Origin of the sequence: Streptomyces sp. NK15101, from assembly GCF_020400725.1 — a bacterium.
GTDB lineage: Bacteria > Actinomycetota > Actinomycetes > Streptomycetales > Streptomycetaceae > Streptomyces.
In genome coordinates, this window is the sequence record NZ_JAINVG010000063.1 from 14673 (window position 1) to 34955 (window position 20283).

Below are 20283 nucleotides of genomic sequence, written 5' to 3' on the forward strand. Positions count from 1 at the left end.
GACCGGCAGACGGGTTGTTCCGAAGGTCTGGTCCTGTGGCAGACGGTGACGGTATGGACACGCAGCGCTTACCGGCATCACACTCGCCTCAGCCCCTCGGCGGGGAATCGGACCTCAGGACGGAGACGCGATGCTTCGGCGCACGATCCAACTCACCCTCTCCATTGTCATGGTCATGGCGGCAACGTTGGGCGGGATGCTGTCCACGGCCGGATCCGCCCAGGCCGACGAGTGCTACACCTGGGGCCGCACGCTGTCCGAGGGCATGTCGGGCTCCGACGTGACGCAGCTGCAGATCCGCGTGGCCGGACATGCGGCGTACGGCGAGGTCATCGCCGTCGACGGCGCCTTCGGCCCGGCCACGAAGGCCGCGGTGACCCGATTCCAGCAGGCATACGGGTTGCCCGCGGACGGCATCGCGGGTTCCCAGACGTTCAGCAAGATCTACGCCCTGCAGGACCCGGACTGCACCCCCGTCCACTTCACCTACGCCGAACTGAACAAGTGCAACTCCGACTGGTCCGGTGGCGCGGTCAGCGCCACGACGGCCAAGGCCAACGCCCTGCGGACGATGTGGAAGCTGGAGGCCATGCGACACGCCCTGGGTGACGTGCCGCTGACCGTGACCAGCGGATTCCGCTCGTACGCATGCAACAGCGCGGTGGGCGGCGCCTCGAACAGTCGGCACCTGTACGGTGACGCCGCCGACCTGACCGGCAGCCCGTCGCTGTGCACCCTGGCCCAGCGGGCCCGATACCACGGCTTCGGCGGAATCTTCGGCCCCGGCTACCCCGGCCACGACGACCACACCCACGTGGACGGACGCACCAGCCGATCCTGGTCCGCGCCCAACTGCGGCGTCTGACCTGCTCGTACGACACGGACAGCGGGCTCTCCCCCGGACCGGCTCCAGCTCTCGGGAGAGCCCGCACCGCCCGCCAGGCGCGCGGCCGGCGAGGCTCCGGCCCCCGGACGGGCACCGCTCATCCCTGCCCCGAGCAGACCTGCCCCACCACCCTCTCTCCCGGGGCGGTCACGTGGTGCTGTACGACTCCGACACCTCGAAGTACTACGGCACCGGCTGGCACGGCACGTGGCGCCAGTACATGTACCGGTGGTGAGGGGACGGCACCCGGCGCACCGGGTCCGCCTCCCGACTTCGTGAAGGCCGCTCGCTGAGCGGCCGGCGCGGCAGGGCCGGACGGCTCTCGCTCCGAAGGCGGCGTCGGCGAGCAGCCGCCTCGAACCGCTCCGCGAGACGTCACCGGACGGTGGTCTCCGCCTCATCGCGCCGAACCTCGCAAGCGGCGGGACTCCCGTGCTCGCGGACGAGACGGTGGTGCCGACGTACCCCGGCCCGCTTCCGGGAGACGTGCGCCCCGAACTCTCCGTCTTGCTCAGCGGACTGAGGGAGGATGCGGTGGAGATGCCCCATCGCGGTGAGGGAAACGACGTCGTGGCCCTCTGCACGCCCGCCTCCGTCGAGTCCCCGCAGCGGCCGGGCCGTCGAGCGCGCCATGGCCCGGCTCCCTGCCGTCCGACAGGGAGCGCGGCGGCGGCACGGGAGACAGCCTCGCGACGGGCGCGGGCCGCTGCCCCGTCATGTACGGCGGTCGCCTCGGCGGTGTCGGTGCCGTGCTCTCCACCGGGCGAGGAGCTCAGCGGGCGTGCGGGCCGGTGGTGTCCGTTCCACCGGCCCCCGGTCCTGCGGGGTGAGGGCGATGTGGGGCATGAGGTAGCGGTCGCCGTCCGTCTCCAGCACGCACAAGGGGACGTCGCCCTCGTCGTAGGGGGGGTCGATCCTGACGACCACCGGCTTGGGCGGAAGGGCGGGGAGCTCCCCCTCCAGAACAGTGGTCTGGTGGGGTGGAGTCCGGGCCACGGCGATGGTCTTGCCGTTGACCCAGACTTCCGCGCGTCGGCGCCGCGGGTCGTGCAGGACGGTGATCGATTGGCCGTCCTGATCCAGGTGGTACCGGTGGTGGCCCGCCATGTCAGCCTCCTCGGACGTTCCTGTAACCAATGTAGGACGCCGGGCCTCCCCGCCTGCCGTGCCCCGGGGCGGGAACGGTGGGCGGGTACGCCCGTCCTCGTCCTTGCTTCTTGCCGACCACCGCGCTGATGCGGAGCGGATCAGGTCCGGCCGAGCTCCGCGAAGGACGAAGGACGCGTCGATCCATGAGCGGGGTCCTCTTCTCCGGCGTCCGGTCCACGGCACAGGCCGTCGGTTTCGCCACGTCGGATCCGGGGCCGGGGACGCCGGAAAGGGGCATGGCCCGGTGAACGGTTTCACCGCGTGACTCTTGCAGTACGCAGCGGATCGGGACGCCGTCGGTGAGCCGGCCCGAAAGGGCACCGTCCCTACGGCTCCGGCGCGGTCCTCTGTACCGCGACAAGCGCCGCGTCATCGCCGAGATGGCCGCCGGCGTACGTCCGGAGGTCGGCCCGCAGCCGGTCGAGCAGGATCGCCGGGTCGTCACTCGCCCAGGCGGCGAGCCGCTCTGTCAGGGGGTAGAAGGCACGCGAGTGGTCACGTGCCTCTGTCACTCCGTCCGTGTGGAGGAGCAGCACGTCTTCGACGCCGAAGGGGAACGTCTCGACCGTCACGTCCGCCGCGAGGACGTCCGAGAGCCCGAGCGGCGGACTCGTGCGGGTCGTGTCGAGGGGGATCACCCGCCCCTGGCTGAGGAGCAGCGGCGGGGGGTGCCCGCAGTTCACCAGCCGCACCACCGGCTCGTGATCGGGGACGTCGAGCACCAGCGCGGTGACGAAGGCCTCGTCGGCGCCGTCGGGACGGGCCGCTGTCACCCCGTGGGTTCGCTCGGCCGAGCCGATTCCCGCTTCCAGCTGTCCGACCAGTTCCGGCAGTCCCTGTTCGCGGCGGGCCGTGACCCGGAAGGCGCCCAGGACGAGCGAGGCCTCGCTGACCGCGTCGAGTCCCTTGCCACGGGCATCGCCGATCAGCAGCCGGGTCCCGGACGCCGTGCGGGCCGCCGCGTACAGGTCGCCACCCATCTGCGCCTCCTCCTCCGCCGCCAGGTAGAGCGAGGCGATGCGCAAGGGACCTGCCCGCTCGGGGAGCGGCGGCAGGACGACGCTCTGGGCGGCGTGGGCGATCGAGCGCAGGCGTGCCACTCGGTTCTCGTCCCGTTCGCGCAGATGGGCGAAGAAGGTCGCGATGATCGAGATCAGGACGAGGACGATGATCTGGTACGTGTGGTTGAGGTCCGTGACGCTCGTCCGCGCGACGGCCACCACCGTCTGCGCGGCGACCGCGACCGCCCCCACGAAGGCCGTCGCCCGAGGGCCCGCGAAGGAGGCGGTCACCGCGGGTGCGGCGATCAGGAACGGCCCCAGGTGAACGTCGGGAGGGACCAGGACGTCCACCACCGTGACCGCCGCGATCAGCGCGAACGGCACGGCGAGCAGCAAGCGACGTCCGCCGCGCCGTGAAGGGCGGGGAACGAGGTCTCGCCTGAAGGGGTGCACGTAAAAGGCATACCTCAGACGCCGGGGCATGTCCTCTCGTCCCCTCTCCGACGTGCCGGGCGCGGAGGCGGACGACAGCCATGGACCAGCCCGTCCCCTGCCAGAGGGGTGAGCAGCGCGCATCAGGTGCATGCCGTCGGTTTCCAGGGCGCACGGGGTCCACCGCCTGGAATGCCGTGCGGCCGATGCGACACATGAGGGGTCGCGCGGTGCCGTCGCGGGCGGGCCGCGGCCGCGCGGTGATACGGGCGGCCTGTGGTGGGTAGGCGCCTCACGTGAGCGAACAGGAACAGGAACCGCCGCGGACGGAAGCCGAGGAACTGCTGTCCGGGCTCAGCGTGGACGACCGCCGGCCGGAACAGCCCGTGCTGCTGGACGCCTCCGGCGCTCCGATCCGTACGTGGCGGGAGAACTATCCGTACGAGCACAAGATCCGTCGCGCGGAGTACGAGCGGACCAAGCGGATCCTGCAGATCGAGCTGCTGAAGCTGCAGCGCTGGGTGAAGGAGACCGGTGCGCGGCTGGTGGTGATCTGCGAAGGGCGGGACGCGGCGGGCAAGGGCGGCACGATCCAGCGGTTCACCGAGCGGCTCAACCCCCGCGGAGCACGGATCGTGGCCCTGGACAAGCCGACCGAGCGGGAGGCGGGACAGTGGTACTTCCAGCGGTACGTCGCCCACCTGCCGGCCGCCGGTGAGATCGTCTTCTTCGACCGCTCCTGGTACAACCGCGCCGGTGTCGAGAAGGTGATGGGGTTCTGCACCCCTGAGCAGTACGAGCTGTTCCTGCGGCAGTGTCCCGTCTTCGAGGCCCTGCTCGTGGAGGACGGGATCCTGTTGGTCAAGTTCTGGTTCTCGGTCTCCCGCGCCGAACAGCGCACCCGCTTCGCGATCCGCCAGGTCGATCCTGTGCGGCAGTGGAAACTGTCCCCCACCGACCTGGCCTCACTGGACCTGTGGGACGCCTACACCACCGCGAAGATCGAGATGTTCCGCGCCACCGACACCGAACACGCGCCATGGACGGTGGTCAAGAGCAACGACAAACGACGCGGGCGCCTCGAAGCCATGCGCAGCCTGCTGTGGCGCATCGACTACGACCGCAAGGACGAGACAGCCGTCGGCCACCCCGACACCCTTATCGTCGGCGCCGCCGACACGCTCCTGGAGTCCGGCGAGGAACCCACCGCCCTCTCCCCCACTCCTCTGGCAGGCCCTCCCCTCGGCCCCGGCCTGCACCCCAACCCCCGGCGCCCCGCCCCGTAAAAGAGCGTTCCGTCCTGGCGGGGTCGCAACACCAGCACGGCTCCGTCTCCCGCGCCGTCGGTCGGTCCGCCGGCGTGATGGCCCCGGGGCGGTCCGCCGGAGCGAAGACGTCCACGAGGTCGTCTTCGGAGGGCGCTTTCCGGCCCGCAGCGCACGGGCCGGGTGGCGGTGGGCCGGGCCAGAAGCCGCAAACGGCGCGGGGAGGCCGGCGGGAGACGGTCCTGTTCCTGTGCCCCGGTCGAGCCGGCCCGCCAGATCGGTGTCGGTCCGGGCCGCGTACTGATGGACATCAGACTTCGATCAAAAACACCTCGTCGACGTAGCACCAGGCCCATGACTCGTCATGGGCCAGCGAAAAGACGATCGGATGCCCTGTGGCCTCGTAATGGGCGTGTGCGTGTTGCCCTCGGGAGCTGTCACAGCACCCGATGGTTCCGCAGGTCGTGCACCGGCGCAGGCGGACCCAGTCGTAACCGAGGGCCACGCACGCCGGGCAGACCGCGGATGGCCCGGTGTCCGGAGGACGCGTGAGCATCGAGGTGTGCGTGCAGACCGAGCCCTGCGGACGGCCCCCGTCGGGGGCGGCGCTCCAGGCCGACGACGAAGGCGCCGTGGTGCCTTCGTCCGGGATCTCCGGTCCCCCCGACGACGTGTTGTGGGTTTTACGCATGATCGGTTCGACTCCGTGTCCTGTCGGTCTCCGTCTTCCTTTCGCGCAGCCGTCCGGAGATGGATGCGGGGAATCCGACAGGCGCCGAACGGATGCATCCAGACCTGCGTGCTGCCGGAGAATACGGGGAGTGGAGAAGTGGATGCCGCCGGAGAGCGGACCGTTCGTCGGACGGGTCGAAGAAGTCGAGGAGCTGGGCTCCCTGTTGGGCGAGCGACGACTCGTCACGCTGGTGGGCACGGGCGGGATCGGGAAGTCCCGGCTCGCCTCGCACGTCGCCGGCGGCTGCGCGCCCGACGCCTTCACGAGCATCCACTGGGCCCCGCTCTGGTCGCTGACCAACGCCTCTCTGCTCACCTCCCTGGTCGCCGACGCCTGCGGTCTGTCGGACCACTCGCCCGGCGAACCCGTCGACACGCTGGCCGACTGGATCGGCGCACGCCGTGTCCTGCTGGTCCTGGATTCCTGCGAGCACCTCGTGGCGGCGTGCGCGGCACTGGTGTCGGCCCTCCTCGCCCGCTGCCCGGAGCTCGTCGTGCTGGCGACCAGCCGCGAACCGCTCGGCACGGAGAGCGAGTTCCTGTTCCCCGTCGGACCCCTGCCCGTCGACTCCGACTCGATGGAACTGTTCGCCGCCCGCGCCGACGCCCTCGGTGTCCGCTGGACGCGACCCGAGGACTTCGTCGCCGCCGCCGAGGTGTGCCGCTGGCTGGAAGGCATTCCCCTGGCGCTCGAACTCGCCGCCGCGCAGCTGCCGGAGAGGCCGCTGCCCACGATGGCGCGGCTCCTGCGCGGCAGACTCTCCCTCGCCGAGAAGCCCGGGAGCCGGGTCCGACCGTCGCGTCACCGCGCGCTGCGCACCACCATCGGGTGGAGCCACGAACTGTGCGAACCGCGGGAGCGGCTGCTGTGGGCTCGCCTTTCGGTGTTCCGCTCGGGTGCCACGGTGGACGACGCGGTACGGGTCTGCCGCGGCGGGCCGCTCACCGAAGCCGCCTTGACGCGGGCCCTGGAAGGGCTCGCCCGCAAGAACGTCGTGACCCTGTCCGGTGACCGCCTGCACCTCTTCGACACGGTGCGCGAGTACGGGGCGCTGTGGCTCGCGGAGCTCGGCGAGACCCGTACGACGGCCGACAGGCACGCACGGCGCTTCCACGAACTGGCTCTCGCGGCCGAGGACTCCTGGTGGGGGCCCGGCCAGGCGACCGCCTACACGCGGCTGGCCGGTTGCCACGGCGACCTGTGCGCGGCACTGGAACACCTGTTGGCCACGGACCCCTCGGCGGCCGCGGAGCTGGCGGGGGCGCTCGGCTTCTTCTGGGCGTGCTCCGGCCATCTGCACGAGGCGGCCCACTACCTGGAGGAGTGCGTGCAGCTGGTCTCCGGGCCCGAGGCCGTCGTGGGCAAACTGGCGTGGGCGCTCGGGGTGGTCCGCTGCCTGCGGGGCGAGTACGACACCGCGGCCCGGCTGGCCGGCCGCGCCGACGAGTGCGCGGTACGCGCGCGGGACACGACGCTCCTCGTCGACGCCGCCTACCTGCGCGGCCTGGTGATGCTGCTGCGCGGAGATCCGCTGGATGCGCTGACCGTCGCGGATCGCGCTCTGGCGGAACAGGACGCGGCGGCACCCGCAGCGGCGCGGTGCCGGCTGATGAGGGTCTTCGCGCTGACAGCGTCCGGTTTCCTCGGGGAGGCCCGCGCCGAGGCCGAGAGCCTGCGGCTCGACTCGATGTCGGCGGGCGAGCACTGGACGCGGTCCTACACCGAGTACCAGCTCGCGGTGGTGGCGCTGCGGGAGCGGCGCTCGGCCGACGCCGCCGACCACGCCCGGGCCATGCTGCGGGACAAGCTCCTGATCGGTGACGTCTTCGGCCTCGGCCTCGGGCTCGACCTCCTCGCGGTCGCCCTGTCGGCGCTGGCCAGGGGTGAGGAGGCGGCCTCGGCGTACGGGACGGGCCAGGTGTTCTGGCAGATGGTCGGGCATCCGCAGCGCGGCACCCCCGAACTGCAGCCGTTGCGACGGAGCGCGGAGCTGTCGGCCCGGAAGCAGATCGGGGACGACGCGTACGACACCGCGTACCGCCTGGCCACGCTGACGGACCCGTTCACCGCGCTGGAGACGATCCTCACGAGGTGAGAAGAGCGCGGGGAGGCTGCCGAGCAGGCGCCGACGTGTGGCGTCGGGAGCGGCGGCGTCAGGCCGACGCCGATGACGTGTCCGGCATTCAGCCGGCGTAGGGGCCTCGGACGATGCTGTCGCCGGAGTGGTCGGGTCTGCCGTCGTAGGCCTGCACGGACACGTCCACGACCGGATACTCGTTCAGGTCGATGGTGGCGGGGAGGGGCAGGACGGCGTGGCCGTCGGGGCCGAGGACTCCCATGGAGACGAGCTTGGTGTGGGTGCGGTCCATGAGCCAGACCTCGAAGTAGCCGGAGGTCCGGGGAAGGCCCTTGACCGTGATCTCCAGGGAGCGCCGTCCGGTGTCGTCCTTCAGGCCGGCGTAGCCGGCCGAGTCGGCGCGCAGGGAGTCCAGGGGTTTGGCGTCGGCGACGGTCCGGACGACTGGTGTGCCGGGACGGGTGAGCCACCAGGTGAGGGCGCTGCCGGACGCGGCGCCGAACAGCGCCGCGCAGGCGGCGAGGGCCAGGGTGAGGCGGCCGGAACGCCGCAGGTTCTTCGGACGGGGCCGGCGTACCGGAGCGGTGGTGTCGTCGTGTGCCCGCGGGGAGTCGTGGCGGTGGGGGATCCGGAGTTCGGCGGCGATCGAGTTCCAGACGTGGTCCGGCGGCGGGAGCAGATCGTGTTCCGCCGGGGCGGGTGTCCGCATGGCTGACACGATCCGGCGCAGACTGTCGTACTCCTGCCGGCAGTGGTCGCATTCGTGCAGGTGAAGGGAGGTCGTGGGGTCGGTTTCCTCTCCGAGGGCCATCATCACCAGGGTTTCTTCATCGGCGTGCTTCACCGTCCGCCTCCAACCTCTTCCTCAGCCGCGTCAGGCCACGTCGCGTATGGTTCTTGACCGTTCCGAGCGGCAGTCCGGTGCGTTCGGCGATCCGCGACTGGGACAGGTCTTCGTAGAAGGCCGTCTTCAGTACGAGCCGCTGCTGGTCGGGCAGGTCTTCCATCGCCCGTGTCAGCGCCATGTGGTCCAGCAGCGTCCCGGCCAGGGGTTCGGGCCGCGCAGGGGTGTCCGCGGCCGCCGTGGCGGCGTCGACGTCGCGCAGGTGACGGGAGCGCTTCTCCAGGGCGTCGGCCACCTTTCTGCCGGTGATGCCCATGAGCCAGGTCTTCAGCGAGCCGCGGCGCGGGTCGAAGGTGCTGCGGCTGTTCCAGGCTCCGACGAAGACCTGCTGGGTGACGTCCTCGGCCTCTTCCGGATCACCGAGCCTGCGGGTGGCGACGGTGTGGACGAGTGGGCCCCAGCGGCGGTAGGCCTCCCTCAGACATGCTTCGTCGCCCTCGGCGAACCCCTCGCCCAGGCCGTCCTCCGTCACGGCGGTCGCGGGGGCCGCACCGGCGGCCGGCACCCGTGCGCCGTCTCGTACCGTTGTCACCGCGTCGCCTCCGCCGCCGTGACGACCAGGTTGTTCTGGTACCCGCCCGCGTCGGGCAGGTAGGGGCCGGTACAGGTGATCAGCGTCAGTACCGCCCGGCCGTCCCGGCGGAACGCCTCCGAGTCGGCGAGGGCCTTCTTGTCCACGGTCCGGCGAGCGGTGATCTCGTAGGCGATGCTGCTCCCGTCCTTGCGTTCCACCAGCACGCGGTCTCCCTGTCGTACCTCGTTCAGAGCGTTCAGGACGCCGAGGCCCCGGCCCTCGGAGTCCACATGACCGACGATCACGGAGGAACCGGCGGCGGAGCCCGGCGGGGGTGAGAAGCGATACCAGCCGACCCGGCCGGGGTCCGGCGGGACCTCCATCCGTCCGTCGTCGGCCACGCCCACCGGATCGACGGGAGCGCGCAGGCCCAGCCGGGAAATCGACAGTTCCTGCGGCTCCGGGACGCGGGCGGATCCGAGACGGTCCGGTGCGTCCGCTGTGTTCGCGGACGCGGCCGGGGGCGGCGCCGCCGGCGCCGGTGACCGGGGCCGGGTCGCCGCCGGTGCCGTGGGCGTCGCCGGTGCCGTGGGCGTCGTCTGCGGGGAACCGAAGTCGGCGGACCGCGCAGGCCCGTCACGCCGGACGGCGACGACGAACGCCATGGAGAGGATGACGCCGATGAGCACCAAGACCGTCCCGAAGACCTTGCCGTGTCCTGTCCGGCGTGTACTCATCGTGGTCGGCCTTCCGGCGTGGAGGGACTCCGGGTGTGCTCGCCCCGCCCGGGCCGGGTGGGCACATCCGGAGCTCCGTACAAGGAGAGGTCGTGCCGTGGGTCAGACGGCGTCGGTGCGCCGGCGCAGGAGGTAGCCGCCGGTTCCCAGGGCGAGGACCGCGCCGGCTCCCAGGGCGCCCAGGGCGGCGTCGTCGTTCCCGTCCGCGGCCCGTCCGGTCTCGCCGGCGGGCACGCCGTCGGGCGCGGAGTGCAGGCCGGTGACGGTCTGGGTCTTCAGAGCGAGGTTCTTGTCCGTCGCGCTGCCCCAGGCGTAGACGATCGTGTTGCCGCCCTCGGTCAGGTCGAGGTCTGCCGGGCCGATCGCCACGGTGTCGGTGCCGGCGAGGACGACGTCGGCGTTGACGGTGCCGGCTGCCACCTCGCCCTTGGCCTCCTTGGGGTTCTCCAAGCCCTTGAAGACCACGGTGCCGTCGGCCCGGACGTCGACGGCGGGTGCGGCGGCGACGTGGCGGACGGTCAGGCGGGCCTTGCCCGCCGGCACCTTCGAGGTGTCGTTGACGAACGCGTCGAGAGTCGGCTTGCCGTCGGCCGTGAGGTGGGCGACCAGCGTCGCGTTCGCCCCGGCGGGCACCTCGACCGTCTTCTCGATCGCCGGAGTCCCCTTGGGGCCCTCGCCGTCCTTGAAGACCTTGATGTCGTAGGAACCCGCGTCCAGCTTCATCGGATCGGTGAGCGTACCTGGCTTGAAGTCCGGCAGCAGTTCCTTGTCCCCCGCGAACACGTCCACGGTCAGACCCGGCACCGCGTGCAGCACCGACACCGTGGCCTGACCATCGGAAGTCTGCGACTGGGCGAACGCGGGAGCGCCGGCGGCGACGGACAACGCGACGGTGATCCCGGCGGTGAGAGCCGCGCCTGTGGTTCGGACGGTCATGGCGATCATCCCCATCATCCGGTCGAAAAGGTCTCGAACCCTGTGTGGAGAGGTATTCCGCCACCGTGGACGGATCGGTTTCACCCGGTGCTTGAAATCTTTACTTCGCCTCGGTCGGAGATCTGACGGAACGACACGTCAAGCGGCCGTGCCCGTGGTGGTGGACCAGGTGGAGCGCCTGGTGTCCGCCGTGGCTCTCGACAGCGAGAACCGCACCGGTCGCCGGATCCCTCGCCACCGCTCCCCCCAGCCGCGGGCCGAGGCCGCCCGCACCCCGTTGTCGAAAATTCCGCTCCTGACATGTGCGTGGGGTGCGTGCACGAGAAGCCCGGCCGCGCGCAGAATGCACCCTTCGACGCAGAGCACACCACCACGCCGCTCCCGCGTCCGGAGAAACGTGACCGACCCGCTTCACCTGGAGGACTGTTGACCCGGGAGATCTCCCGCCGTGTCGTGCTGCTGGCGACAGCCGGCAGCGCGCTCGTCCTGCCTGTCGTCCGTTCCGGAACCGCGTATGCCTCCAGCCCCCTTCCGCCAGGGGGCGGCGGACACTCGATCGTGACGAACCCCCGTGATCCCGGGGCGGTCTACGGATCCGACGCCGCCCGGAACGCACACGCGGAGCCGTTGAACGCCGCCGTCGGCTGTGCCGCGGATCGTGGAGGTCGTCGCTGATGGCCACCTTCGTCACCCGTGCCCAGTGGGGCGCTCGGACGCCCGCGAACGTCAGCGGCAACATCACCCCGGAACAGGGCGGCGTGGTCGTCCACCACGTCGATGCCGTGAAGGTGGCCGAGGCCGACCACGCCGACTGCGCCGCCCAGGTGAGGAGCATCCAGAACCACCACATGGACACCAACGGCTGGTCGGACATCGCCTACAGCCATCTCGCATGCGTCCACGGCTACCTCTTCCAGGGACGTGGTGAGAACGTCCGTACCGCCGCCCAGGGCACCACACAGGGCAATGACGACTGGTACGCGGTCTGCGCACTGACAGGTGGCACCGGCAGCGACTACGACGTCGTCACGGCCGGGCTGATCGACGCCATCCGGTACGGGATCAACCGCCTGAGGGTGTCGGGCGGCGCCGCGCCGGCCATCACCGGCCATCGCGACCACCACTCGACCGGCTGCCCGGGCGATCTGTACGCCCGAGTCCTCAGCGGCGAGGTCGACCCCGGCGGCGGTCCCCTGCCCCACCCCGGGGTCGGTTTCCGTCAGCCCCCGGCCACCGTGCACGCGAGCGTGGCGACCTGGCAGTACCGGATGAACAGCGCGCACGGCTACTCCCTCACCGTGGACGGCCAGTACGGACCGGGCTCCGACGCGGCCTGCCGCGGTTTCCAGTCGCGCAAGGGGTTGAGCGTGGACGGCGTCGTCGGGCCGGCTGCCTGGGGCGCCGCTTTCGCCTAGTGCCGCGGGCGGGGAATGCACGAGCCCGCTCTGCGGGATCTCGGACCGTCCGCCGTTTCGCCACGACCGCAGGGCCGTCCAGGTGAATCGTCGAGGCCTCGCATCCGCCGAAGAACGGGCGATCGAAAAGTCTCCGCAGAGTCACTTCGAGCAAGCGAGGTAACACCGTGCCGTCACCCACTCGATTCCACCCCGGCGCGTACACTCCCGAGGCCGGCGAGTACGTCTGCGACTGCGCCGCCGAGCACAGGTGGCGCATCGACATGGCCGGGCACCTCTTCCCGGCTTTTCCGCCGAACTGCAGCGCCGGCGCATGGCGTACGGTGCTGCCCGCCGAAATCCCGCAGCACCAGGAACCGGGCTTTCACGCCTGACCGACGTCGCTCCTCCCTCCGCTTCGCCCTTCCCCCGGTCGGAGCGGGGAGCGCACCGGACGGAGTCGGTCTCGTCCCCGGCAGCCGGGGAACGGGACCGTGCTCCCGTGTTCCCACCGGGTCGCACGGAGGTCGTGGTCGGACACTCCTTTGCCGGTCCCCTTCCCCTTCAGGACAGAGGTGAGCAGTGGGTACGTACACGTTCGAGGCGGGTCCCCTCACACAGACCGCCGGTGTCTGGCAGACGGGGCTCGCCCAGGTCCTCGGAGGACTCGTCCTCGTGGCCGTCCTCGTCGGAGCCTTCGCGTTCGGCACGCGCCTGAGGGACCAGGAGGCGCCTCCGCCCGACCCCGGCTCCCAGCCGCACCGACCCGAGACCGACCGTCCGCCCGGCAGGATGTCGGAGTACCGGCGGTCCGCAGAGGTGCCCTGCGCCGACCGCGCGCACCGCCTCACCGTGCACCGGCTCAGGGCGAGCGGCACCGAGACGTCTCCGGAGCCGCCGAACGAGGAACGGCGCAAGTGGGGCAACGTCTCCAGCGGCGGCTTCGGCAGCGGGAGCGCAGGCCACGGGGATTAGACCGGGCACCGGATCGGCATCGTGCGCAGGTGGCCCCGCATCCTTCCGGTGAAGGATGCGGGGCCACGGGGCGACCTGAACGCCGGGCGTCGCCTGGAGGAGCTCGTCGAGGTCGGCCTCCGGAACCTTCGCGAAGGCGTCGTTCGTGGGCGCGGGGACCGTGATGTTCTCCGCGTCGTCGGACGTGTCGACCAGGCCGGCCTTCTTGACGGCGGTGACCGGGGTGGACAGGGCCTGGCCGCTGGACGCGGCGGTGGCGGCGGGGCCCTCGGCGATGCCGTCGAACGGGTCGGCGCTGAAGGCCGGAGGGTCTTCAGGCGCCGGAAAGCGTCACGTCTCCTCCTTCGGGGTCGTTCGGGATCGCCCGCCCGGCGAACGGGTCCTTCGCTCGAAGGAGTGGCGACGTGCTTCGTCCGGCGAAGTCCTTCCGGGCCCGGCCGGGCGCCTGCCGGGGAGAACCGCCTCCGGCGTGACGGCTCCTGGCCCGGATCCGCCGACCGGCCGGCACGTCCGCGGTCAGGAGAGGATCCGCCGCATCCGGTACGGCGCCCTCCCGGGGTTCTCCCGCGCCCGTACGGGTGCGGGGCGCCACAGCCGTGTAGTGGCCGGCCAGGGCCCGTGCCATGGCGTTCGAGGAGTAGGTGGAGCGGACGAGGCCCCGGGCGCTGCGAGCCATCGCGGTCGCCGCCGCGTCGTCGACCCGGAGCAGCCTGCGCAGGCCCTCGCCGAGCGTTCGGGAGCAGGAGGTGTCGATCAGCAGGCCGTTGACGCCGTCGACGAGGTAGTGCGGGACGCCGCCGCGTACGGGACCGGCGACGAGGAGTCCGGCCTCCATGGCTTCGAGCACCGCGAGCCCGAACTCCTCCTTGGCGCTCGGACACACGTACCGCGCGCGGAACCCGCTCGAGGGGTCGGCGAGTCGCCGTTCCAGCGTGCGTACGTCGGCGTTGGCGAGAGCAGGCAGGAGGATCAGGCGTTCCGCGGCCTCGGGAGCGGCGGCGACGGCCCGGTCGACGCGTGCGCGCATCGCGCGTTCGGCGGGATCGTCGTCCGACGGGCTGCCGCCGACGCACACGAGGACCGACTCCCGGAAAGCCCCCGACTCGACCCAGGCACGTACGAGGACGTCCTGCTGTTTGACGGGGTGCAGCCGGCCGACGGTGAGCAGCACCGTGGGCGTGCGTGGCCGGACCGGCCCGGCCGTTGCGTCGAGGCGGGCGCCGATGGCCGCGAGGAGGGAGTCGCTCCGTCGGACGGCGTCCGCCGGAGGCCGGTACGGCGGGATTCCCTCGGGCGGCGCGTCGGGAGCGGCTCCGTCGGCCAACTGCGGGAAGTACCGGAGCAGTTCGTCCGCCCCTCCCCCGGGCCCCGCGATGCCGACGACACGGTCGGCCCGGTCGACCAGCCGGTCCGCGACGAACACCCGGTGCAGGTCCTGCCGGAGGGCGTTCGGATCCGTACCGGGCGCGTCGTGCCGCTCCGCCATCTGACGGTGCGGGTCCGGCGCGGCGGTGAAGACCAGGGCCGCGCCCGAGCGGCGGGCCGCTTCGGCGAGGGCGAGCGAGCCGTCGTCGGCGTAGCGGACGTGGAGCACGTCGACGGGTCTGCCCAGCGAGCCGAAGAGTCGGGTCGCCCACCAGGCCAGTGCCTCGCGGTGCCGTCCCAGCTCCTCGGGACGGACCTGCCGGGGGCTGTCGACGGGAAGTCTGAGCACCCAGTGCCGACGGTCGCGGCGGCGCAGGAGGACCGGATCGGCCTCGAGTTCCGGGACGCAGGCGGTCACGACGGTGAGGACGCCCGCGACGCGGTCGGTCTCCGCGAGAGCGTCGCCGAGGGAGCCCAGCAGGACGCCGAGGCCGCCGCTGAGCCCCTCACCCGGCCGGTCCAGGTGACCCATGAGCATGGACTGGGCGACGAGCGTCCCGGGACGGAGCCCTGTGCTCTCCGGAGCGGCCGAGGAGGCCGGGGCCCGCAGGGCCTCACGGAGCAGACGCTCGTAGGCGTCCGCGGGACGGGACCCGGGTGCGGTGCCGGCGTCGGCGCCGGGCAGGAGGAGCGAGCCGTCGTACGTGGCGAGGAGGCGCCAGGCCGCGTGGCGTACCGCCCGTTCGCGCGCGTGCGCCAGCCGGAGCAGTTCGGGCCGCGCGAGGGGGACGAGGGACTCCGCCGCGGCGAGGTCGAGGAGGAACGCGACGAGGTGCGGGCGGCGGGTGCCGTGGAGGCCACGCCGCACGGCGGCCGCGGCACGCGCCGTCCCGTGGCGTCGGACGGTCTCCGGCCACGCGTCGAAGACGGCCGCGCGGGTGCGGTCGCCGTCGGCGAGCAGCCGTACGCACGTCTCGGGAGGCGGTGCGCCGCCCGCCCGCGTGCGGCGTCGCAGCCCGGCCAGGACGAGGTCCCCGGGGGTCGCGACGGCGGGCCGGACGGCCGGTGCGCCGTCGGGGCGGTACTCGGCCCTGACGAGTTCGGCGAACAGGTTCGGCGGGGCGGCGCGCCGCCCCGGGGAAGGACGGGGCGTTCGCTTCCAGTAGGCGGCCCTGGCCGCCACGAACGGATCGGACCTCTCCATCGGGTGGCCCCCGGAGGTGCGGTCGACGGGCACGGCGGGATCGGGGCGTTTCATCGGAACTCCTCGACGACGGTCGGCACGGAGTGGTTCGCCGGGGGCCCGGGGCGTGGATGCACGGGCCCCTCGACGGCGGGAGGTGCCGGCACCGGGCGACCGCTCCGTGCCCGGCACGCGGTCCTCGCGGCATGCGTGCGCGCATCCGCCGAACGGCGGGCGGGGGAAGCCAGCGGCATGAAGCACTCGCGTCCCGGTGACACCGGAACCCGCCGGCCACGCGTCGTGGTCGTCAGTCCTCCGTTCCTCTCGCACGCCCAGCCCCTGTCCGTGCTGGCGGGGGCGCTCTCCCGGGCGGGCTGCGACGTGTACGTGGCGAGCGCGCCGCCCTTCGCCCCGCTCGCGGAGGCGGCGGGGGTGCGGTTCGTCCCGCTGACCGTCACGCGGAACGCGAACACCGGCGTCGCCCGGAACACCCGGCAGGGTGCCCGCGAGGCGGAGCGGCTGGAGGAGTTCCTCGCCTCCACCCGGGGCGGGGCCGTCGCGGCGCTGCTCACACAGGCACGACACCGCGGCGAGGACCTGCTGGCGGACCCGTCGGCCGTTCTGGCGGGGCTGCGGGAACTGCACGCCCGTCTGTCACCCGACTGGTACGTGGTCGACCAGCTGAGCTACCCGGTGACGCTGGCGCTGCACTGCCTCGGCCTTCCGTACGCCACCTTCTGCCCCGGGCACCCGGCCTATGTGCCGCACGCGCCGGAGGCCCTCTTCGGCGTGCCCCACGCGTGGCCCCGGGCGGTCCGCCCCGACGAGGAACGCCTCGCCGAACTGCGGCGCGCGGCGGGGGCCGCCGAGGAGGCGTTCACCGAACGGTTCGCCCGGGTCGCGCGTGCTCACGCTCCCACCGTCCCGGCTCCCGGACGCGCCTTCGCGCTCGCTTCGCCCCACGCGGTGGTGTTCAACTACCCCTCCTTCCCGTGGCTTCCGGAACGCCCCGGGAGCACGGCGGAGTTCTTCTACGGAGGGCACTGCTCGCCCCTCCGGGAGCCGGGTCCCGGTGAGGCGTGGGAAGAGGTGGTGCGTCGGCTCGGGACAGCTCGCCGTCGGCTGGTGCTCGTCGCCCTCGGCACCTTCCTGTCGGCCCGCGACGACGTGCTGGCCGTACTCGTGCGCGGAATCCGGTCCCGTGTCCCCGATGCCGCGGTGGTGGTCGCCGCGGGCGACCGCGCGGCGGCCCTCTCCCCGTTGGCGGGGCCGGACGTGCACGTCGCGGACGTCGTGCCGCAGCGGTGGCTGCTGGGGAAGGTCGACGCGATGGTCCATCACGGCGGGAACAACTCCTTCACGGAGTGCGTGGTCTCGGGGACCCCGGCGCTGGTCCTGCCCTTCTCCAGCGACCAGTTCTCCATCGCGCACGACGCGGAGAAGGCCCGTCTCGCACTCTGTCTCGATCCGTCCCGGCTGACTCCGCACGCGGCCGGAGAGGCTCTGCGGCACCTGCTCGCGGAGGTGCCGGCCGGTCTGCCGCGATGGGCGGAGGAGGTACGACGCCGGGGGCCGGATTGGATGGCCCGGAAGTTGACGCGGACCATGGCCTCGGCGGTCGGGGCCCGTCCGTGAGGAGTTCTCCGTTTCCGGCGCCGTCGCTCGACGGCCGGATCAGAAGCCGAAGATCCGGAACAGGAAGAAGAGGCCGCCGAGGACGGCGCCGAGGAGGACGAGGGAGACCCAGACCATCGGGTGGTCCCAGACGCCGCCGTCGGCGCGTTCGGGGTGGGCGGAGGAGGTGGAGCCCTCCGCGGGCGGGGTTTCCTCAGGAGGTACGAACGGCACGCTCATGATCGCTCCCTGGATGTGTGCGGCGGTTCGACGCCGCCGTGCCTCCACCGTCTCCCGCCGGCACCGTCACCGCGAGGCGCGTCGATCGTGCATCGATAGTAGGCGCGAAGGACCGGGCTCCCCGGCGGAGAGGACGCCCGGGTCATCCGGTTCTCCGCGTACGCCGCCACCGCTGCGCGCGGGTCCGTGACCGGTCGCGGACGAAGGAGCGGGCCGGACGTTCCGACCCGCCCCTCCCGCCCGGCGGCCCACAGGGATGACGGCACCCCGGGAGACCTGCCGCACGGGAAGCCGTCCCGGGGGGCGAGGCCGGGGGCGCCGGGCGCTGCTGAAAGCGCGTCCGGGCGCCGGTCCGCACGAACGCTCCAGAAGGCGCCCGTGCCGCAGGGGCTCCCGGTCGCCGCGCCGGGGAGGCTGTCCAGATCTCGTAATGGGCGATACATTTACGCCCTGAAACTCCACAATCTGAAACACGGGGGGCCGGATGGCGCGACTCTGAAGTCTGTGCGCGGCCTTCGGTGGTCTCCCGCTGCAGAAGGGAAATCCATGAGTCCCACGCTGGCCGACGAGATCCGCAGTCGGCTCGGAGAGCTGAGCCCTGCCGAACGCAAGGTCGCGCGGGTCCTGCTGGCCGGCTATCCCGCCGCGGTCTTCGAGACGGTCGCCACGATCTCGGAGCGGGCCGGCGTCTCGGCGCCCACGGTGCTGCGGTGCGCTTCGCGGCTGGGCTTCAAGGGCTTCCCCGATCTGCAGGCGGCCCTCCGCTCGGAGCTCGACGCCCGCAACGCCTCGCCGATCACCCTCTACACGGCCACGGAGACGTCGGAGCGAGAGACGACGGCCCCGCTGAGCTCCGTGGCCACCCATCTCGGCGAGCGCTCGGCTCTCGTGCGCCGGGCGGTCTCCCAGACCTTCGAGGAGGTGGCCCCGCACGAGTTCGAGGAGGCGGTGAGCCTCCTCGCCGATCCCCGGCGCCGGGTGCACCTGGCGGGAGGCAGGTTCACGCACCTTCTGGCCGAGTACCTCGGTCTGCATCTGATGCAGTTCCGCAATCAGGTGGGTCTCCTGCCGCACAAGGACGTGGAGCGGACCTCCTTCCTCACGCAGCTCGCCCGACGTGACGTCACCGTGCTGTTCGACTACCGGCGGTACGAGGCCGACAAGACGCTCATCGCCGAACTGGCCAGGGAACGCGGCGGCAAGGTCATCGTGTTCACCGACCCGTGGCTCTCACCCGCCGCCGCCCACGCCGACGTCGTCCTCATCACCCAGGTGTCCTCGAACTCCCCCTACGACAGCCTGGCGCCCGCCCTGGCGATCGTCGAGTCGCTCGTCGCCGCCGTCCTCGACCGGATCGGCGGCGACGGCCACGAGCGGATGAAGGAGGCCGAGAGGATCGCCCGGCGCACCGGACTCCTGTAGACGGACCTCCCGCGGTCGGGCCCCGTCCCTCCACGGTTGGCGCGGAGAGGCCGCTTGCGGCCGGTCCCCGGGCGGAAGGCGGCGGAGCCGGCCCGTCTCGCGATGCCGTCCCCGCCGCTCGGCCGATCACCGGGGCGCGATGTCGATCCGCAGCCCGACGACGGTCCGGGCGCCGGTGCCGTCGCCGGTGAAGGCGGCGAACCCGCGCCCCTTGGTGAAGGTCACGGCGAACCGTGGTCCGGTCTCGTAGGTGGTCGCCGTGGCGCTGTTCTGCGCCCGGGTCGACGCGAGCGCGAGGGCGGTGGTGCGGAAGGAGTAGGGGGTGCCGTCCGGGTCGGCGGCCGAGTGGAAGACGTCGGCGTTGGCCGGCACGGGGGTCGTGTCGGCGGGGACGAGGGGCTGCTTGCCCGGGTGGACGCGGGGCGTCCAGGTGCGGGCGTCGTACTGGTCTCCGTCGGTGAGGTGGCTGTACCGGGCCCGGCGGAGGGACCAGCCGTTCGCGGAGTCGTGTGCGCGGGCGTCGCGCAGGTCGAGGACGGTCACGCCGTTGGGGCCGAGGACGGTCATGTGCTCGCGGCCGGTGCCGGGCCGGTCGACGACCAGGGCGGTGTTCTCCTCTAGGGCGTAGACGCGGTCGTGGCCGGTGTCGGAGGCGAGGCGCAGCGCCCGGCCCTCCCGTCCGTAGGCGCCGGTGTGGGTGTCGACGAGTCCGGACCGGAGGAAGCCGAATCCGCCCCGGGGGATGTATCCGAGGCGGGTCGGGTCGTCGAAGTAGCCGGGTGCGCTGCCGTCCCGGAGGGCTTCGTAGGATTCCCCGCCGCTGACCATGTCGGGGCCGGAGGCGATCTGGGCGCCCGCGGAGGATCCGGAGACCACGGCACCGTGGGCGAGCTTGGCGCGGATGGCGGCGAGGACCTTGGAGTCCTTGTGCCCGTCGCCGCGCAGGAGGGTGGTGACGTAGCGGTACTGGTCGCCTCCGCCGAAGAAGAAGCCGGTCATGGAGTCGACCTGCGCGACGACGGCGTCCGAGTCGGCGTCGGCCACGTGGTCGATGTCGAGGGGGATCCACTGGGCGTCAGCGGCGCCGTGGCGCTCGAAGAGCTCGGCGTAGTAGGCCCCGTTGCAGGCGGAGTTGCTGCAGAGGTCGGGATCGCCGGCGTGGGGGTCCTGGCTCTCGGGCACGGAGGCGGCGGTGATGATGCCGATGCGGGCGCGCGGCCCGCCCGCCCGCTTGATGATCTCGCCGTAGACCTGGGTGTTGTTCTCCTTCAGTGCTCCGCCGATCAGCACGAGGGATCCGGTCCGGTTCCGGACCGGCCGGGAGTCGGCGCTCGCGGGGGAGGCCGCGGCGAGGAGGGCCACGGCGAGGCCGCAGGCGAGGACGGTGCGGCGTGCTGGAACGGAAGGTACGCGCATGATGCCTCCGAGGGCGGGAGAGGGAAGTCGATGAGATCGT

General features: G+C 72.3%; 18 protein-coding genes and 2 pseudogenes. 9 read left to right on the forward strand and 11 right to left on the reverse strand.

Going from position 1 to position 20283, the window contains the following annotated elements:
- Positions 1–130 precede the first annotated feature (130 nt).
- Complete coding sequence (locus K7G60_RS27630; RefSeq protein ID WP_225803667.1) at positions 131–865, forward strand: D-Ala-D-Ala carboxypeptidase family metallohydrolase; 735 nt, start codon at positions 131–133, stop codon at positions 863–865.
- Between the two features lie 420 nt (positions 866–1285).
- A pseudogene (locus K7G60_RS27635) lies at positions 1286–1441 on the forward strand (ferritin-like domain-containing protein); the annotation flags it as partial.
- Positions 1442–1600: 159 nt separating this feature from the next.
- Here K7G60_RS27635 and K7G60_RS27640 read toward each other — a convergent pair.
- Positions 1601–1993: a hypothetical protein gene (locus K7G60_RS27640; protein ID WP_225803668.1), complete on the reverse strand. Its 393-nt coding sequence runs from the start codon at positions 1991–1993 to the stop codon at positions 1601–1603.
- Between the two features lie 368 nt (positions 1994–2361).
- The gene (locus K7G60_RS27645) at positions 2362–3519 is read right to left on the reverse strand and encodes a PP2C family protein-serine/threonine phosphatase (protein ID WP_374115697.1); all 1158 of its coding nucleotides are present in this window, start codon (positions 3517–3519) and stop codon (positions 2362–2364) included.
- Between the two features lie 245 nt (positions 3520–3764).
- Here K7G60_RS27645 and ppk2 point away from each other — a divergent pair, with 245 nt between their 5' ends.
- Positions 3765–4754, forward strand: coding sequence for a polyphosphate kinase 2 (ppk2, locus tag K7G60_RS27650; protein WP_225803670.1), 990 nt, complete (start codon positions 3765–3767; stop codon positions 4752–4754).
- Between the two features lie 289 nt (positions 4755–5043).
- Here the strand turns inward: ppk2 and K7G60_RS39265 are convergent, their stop codons facing one another.
- Positions 5044–5424 carry a UBP-type zinc finger domain-containing protein gene (locus K7G60_RS39265; RefSeq protein WP_308082380.1) on the reverse strand — a complete coding sequence of 127 codons (381 nt, stop codon included), beginning with the start codon at positions 5422–5424 and terminating at the stop codon, positions 5044–5046.
- Between the two features lie 130 nt (positions 5425–5554).
- On the opposite strand from K7G60_RS39265, the gene K7G60_RS27660 reads away from it, so the two are divergent.
- Positions 5555–7561: a regulator gene (locus tag K7G60_RS27660; RefSeq protein WP_225803671.1), complete on the forward strand. Its 2007-nt coding sequence runs from the start codon at positions 5555–5557 to the stop codon at positions 7559–7561.
- 88 nt (positions 7562–7649) lie between these two features.
- Here the strand turns inward: K7G60_RS27660 and K7G60_RS27665 are convergent, their stop codons facing one another.
- The 4 genes from K7G60_RS27665 to K7G60_RS27680 all read right to left on the reverse strand — a co-directional run bounded on the left by K7G60_RS27665 (position 7650) and on the right by K7G60_RS27680 (position 10634).
- On the reverse strand, positions 7650–8387 hold the full coding sequence (locus tag K7G60_RS27665; protein WP_225803672.1) for an anti-sigma factor: 738 nt from the start codon (positions 8385–8387) through the stop codon (positions 7650–7652).
- The gene (locus K7G60_RS27670) at positions 8371–8979 is read right to left on the reverse strand and encodes an RNA polymerase sigma factor (protein WP_225803673.1); all 609 of its coding nucleotides are present in this window, start codon (positions 8977–8979) and stop codon (positions 8371–8373) included. Before K7G60_RS27670 ends, K7G60_RS27665 begins: the two co-directional genes overlap by 17 nt.
- Entirely contained in the window at positions 8976–9698 is a 723-nt protein-coding gene (locus K7G60_RS27675; protein WP_225803674.1) for a class F sortase, read from the reverse strand. Before K7G60_RS27675 ends, K7G60_RS27670 begins: the two co-directional genes overlap by 4 nt.
- A 102-nt stretch (positions 9699–9800) precedes the next feature.
- The gene (locus K7G60_RS27680; protein ID WP_225803675.1) at positions 9801–10634 is read right to left on the reverse strand and encodes a DUF4397 domain-containing protein; all 834 of its coding nucleotides are present in this window, start codon (positions 10632–10634) and stop codon (positions 9801–9803) included.
- 674 nt (positions 10635–11308) lie between these two features.
- On the opposite strand from K7G60_RS27680, the gene K7G60_RS27685 reads away from it, so the two are divergent.
- The 3 genes from K7G60_RS27685 to K7G60_RS27695 all read left to right on the forward strand — a co-directional run bounded on the left by K7G60_RS27685 (position 11309) and on the right by K7G60_RS27695 (position 13003).
- Positions 11309–12049 (forward strand): N-acetylmuramoyl-L-alanine amidase, encoded by a 741-nt coding sequence (locus K7G60_RS27685; protein ID WP_225803676.1) that lies wholly within the window; start codon positions 11309–11311, stop codon positions 12047–12049.
- Between the two features lie 167 nt (positions 12050–12216).
- Positions 12217–12423, forward strand: coding sequence for a hypothetical protein (locus tag K7G60_RS27690; protein ID WP_225803677.1), 207 nt, complete (start codon positions 12217–12219; stop codon positions 12421–12423).
- 187 nt (positions 12424–12610) lie between these two features.
- On the forward strand, positions 12611–13003 hold the full coding sequence (locus tag K7G60_RS27695) for a DUF6479 family protein (RefSeq protein ID WP_225803678.1): 393 nt from the start codon (positions 12611–12613) through the stop codon (positions 13001–13003).
- 96 nt (positions 13004–13099) lie between these two features.
- Here K7G60_RS27695 and K7G60_RS27700 read toward each other — a convergent pair.
- Together K7G60_RS27700 and K7G60_RS27705 are read right to left on the reverse strand one after the other, a co-directional pair.
- Positions 13100–13327 (reverse strand): annotated as a pseudogene (locus K7G60_RS27700) (fasciclin domain-containing protein); the annotation flags it as partial.
- On the reverse strand, positions 13317–15626 hold the full coding sequence (locus tag K7G60_RS27705; RefSeq protein WP_225803679.1) for a glycosyltransferase family 4 protein: 2310 nt from the start codon (positions 15624–15626) through the stop codon (positions 13317–13319). The gene K7G60_RS27705 and the pseudogene K7G60_RS27700, both read right to left, overlap by 11 nt.
- A gap of 177 nt (positions 15627–15803) precedes the next feature.
- Between K7G60_RS27705 and K7G60_RS27710 the strand changes: the two genes are divergently transcribed.
- Entirely contained in the window at positions 15804–17186 is a 1383-nt protein-coding gene (locus tag K7G60_RS27710) for a glycosyltransferase (protein ID WP_225803680.1), read from the forward strand.
- Between the two features lie 39 nt (positions 17187–17225).
- Here K7G60_RS27710 and K7G60_RS27715 read toward each other — a convergent pair whose 3' ends face one another.
- Positions 17226–17405, reverse strand: coding sequence for a DUF6480 family protein (locus K7G60_RS27715; protein WP_225803681.1), 180 nt, complete (start codon positions 17403–17405; stop codon positions 17226–17228).
- 546 nt (positions 17406–17951) lie between these two features.
- Here K7G60_RS27715 and K7G60_RS27720 point away from each other — a divergent pair.
- Positions 17952–18827 (forward strand): MurR/RpiR family transcriptional regulator, encoded by an 876-nt coding sequence (locus tag K7G60_RS27720; protein ID WP_225803682.1) that lies wholly within the window; start codon positions 17952–17954, stop codon positions 18825–18827.
- Between the two features lie 126 nt (positions 18828–18953).
- On the opposite strand, the gene K7G60_RS27725 is transcribed toward K7G60_RS27720, so the two are convergent.
- Positions 18954–20243 carry a cyanophycinase gene (locus K7G60_RS27725; protein WP_225803683.1) on the reverse strand — a complete coding sequence of 430 codons (1290 nt, stop codon included), beginning with the start codon at positions 20241–20243 and terminating at the stop codon, positions 18954–18956.
- Positions 20244–20283: the final 40 nt, after the last annotated feature.

What these genes read in the sequence shown, in the direction of transcription:
- K7G60_RS27630 (WP_225803667.1), top strand. Translation starts at nt 131, where the DNA reads ATGCTTCGGCGCACGATCCAACTCACCCTCTCCATTGTCATGGTCATG.
- K7G60_RS27640 (WP_225803668.1), bottom strand. Translation starts at nt 1,993, where the DNA reads ATGGCGGGCCACCACCGGTACCACCTGGATCAGGACGGCCAATCGATC.
- K7G60_RS27645 (WP_374115697.1), bottom strand. Translation starts at nt 3,519, where the DNA reads ATGCCCCGGCGTCTGAGGTATGCCTTTTACGTGCACCCCTTCAGGCGA.
- K7G60_RS39265 (WP_308082380.1), bottom strand. Translation starts at nt 5,424, where the DNA reads ATGCGTAAAACCCACAACACGTCGTCGGGGGGACCGGAGATCCCGGAC.
- K7G60_RS27675 (WP_225803674.1), bottom strand. Translation starts at nt 9,698, where the DNA reads ATGAGTACACGCCGGACAGGACACGGCAAGGTCTTCGGGACGGTCTTG.
- K7G60_RS27680 (WP_225803675.1), bottom strand. Translation starts at nt 10,634, where the DNA reads ATGACCGTCCGAACCACAGGCGCGGCTCTCACCGCCGGGATCACCGTC.
- K7G60_RS27685 (WP_225803676.1), top strand. Translation starts at nt 11,309, where the DNA reads ATGGCCACCTTCGTCACCCGTGCCCAGTGGGGCGCTCGGACGCCCGCG.
- K7G60_RS27705 (WP_225803679.1), bottom strand. Translation starts at nt 15,626, where the DNA reads ATGAAACGCCCCGATCCCGCCGTGCCCGTCGACCGCACCTCCGGGGGC.
- K7G60_RS27710 (WP_225803680.1), top strand. Translation starts at nt 15,804, where the DNA reads ATGAAGCACTCGCGTCCCGGTGACACCGGAACCCGCCGGCCACGCGTC.
- K7G60_RS27715 (WP_225803681.1), bottom strand. Translation starts at nt 17,405, where the DNA reads ATGAGCGTGCCGTTCGTACCTCCTGAGGAAACCCCGCCCGCGGAGGGC.
- K7G60_RS27720 (WP_225803682.1), top strand. Translation starts at nt 17,952, where the DNA reads ATGAGTCCCACGCTGGCCGACGAGATCCGCAGTCGGCTCGGAGAGCTG.
- K7G60_RS27725 (WP_225803683.1), bottom strand. Translation starts at nt 20,243, where the DNA reads ATGCGCGTACCTTCCGTTCCAGCACGCCGCACCGTCCTCGCCTGCGGC.